Annotated in this window: 1 protein-coding gene; it reads left to right on the forward strand. The window is 57.4% G+C overall.

The features are described from left to right. Positions 1 to 185: 185 nt before the first annotated feature. Complete coding sequence (locus NX778_RS24520) at positions 186 to 1,157, forward strand: IS110 family transposase (RefSeq protein WP_258814437.1); 972 nt, start codon at positions 186 to 188, stop codon at positions 1,155 to 1,157. Positions 1,158 to 1,176: the final 19 nt, after the last annotated feature.

The following is a 1,176-nucleotide window of genomic DNA, read 5'->3' on the forward strand; positions in this document are numbered from 1 at the left end:
AGGACGCTTGGAAACCGGAGTGCATACAGGCTGAGTCGTTCCCAAGGCTTCGAGCCTGTTTCGCAGATAAGCCGTATGTACTCCCCCTTACCCGAATCGAGTGCGAACAGTATCTGAGGCCACGAGCCTGTGTTAGTAAGGATGCACTGGGAAAGGTCCGGCGGAATCTAGTACGAGAGGGATCGATGGAAGTTGTGGGAATTGATGTGGCCAAGCGCAAATTCGACTTGGCCTGGCTACAGGCTGACAGCGGCAAGCTGCGCAGCAAGGTATTCGATAATGCGCCGACAGGGTTTAGGCAGCTGTTGGAATGGTTGAAGAAGCAAGGCATCACACCGGCTGACTGCCATATAGCCATGGAGGCGACCAGCCAATATTACGAAGCGCTGGCTTTCATCCTGCACGACGCTGGCTACAAAGTCAGTGTCGTCAATCCATTACGCATCAAGGCATTTGGCGAATCGCTGCTGCGCAGGCAAAAGACGGACCGTGCTGATGCCGAGCTGATAGCGCGGTTCTGCGCTCAGAACCAACCCGAGCAGTGGACTCCCGCGCCGACCGAGATACGTGTGTTGCAACGGCTGCTGGCACGCTTGGAAGCCGTCCAGCAGATGCACGTCCAAGAGCAAAACCGCCGTCACGAAGCCGAGGGCATTGCGCTGGAGTCTGTCGAGCGCATGATAGCGAGTCTGAAGGCGGAAGAAGACCGCCTCAAGCGCATGATCAAGGATCACATCGACCGCCACCCCGGTCTGCGCGAGCAGAAGGAACTGCTGTGCAGTATCCCTGGCGTTGGTGACCAGTTGAGTAGCTATTTCTTGGCGTGGCTCCGCCCCGAACGCTTTGATAGCGTCCGGCAAGCAGTCGCCTTCATAGGACTTTCGCCTCGCCATCACGAGTCTGGCGACTCGGTTCGAGGAGCCTCCCGGCTAAGCAAGCTAGGTCATGCGAGGCTGAGAAAAATTCTTTATCTGCCGGCTCTGGCGGCGATACGGTGTAATCCCGCCGCCAAGGCGATGGCCAATCGTCTCAAGGCGGGCGGGAAGCGGCCCAAGGTCGCAGTTGTCGCGGTGATGCGCAAGCTGGTGCATTGGATGTTGGGTGTCCTGAAGTCAGGCATCCAATTCGATCCAACACTGGCACTTGCAAAGGGCTAGCGAACACAGTATCTGCGAA

The sequence above is a fragment of the Massilia terrae genome (assembly GCF_024753145.1).
Taxonomy (GTDB): Bacteria; Pseudomonadota; Gammaproteobacteria; order Burkholderiales; family Burkholderiaceae_D; genus Telluria; species Telluria terrae.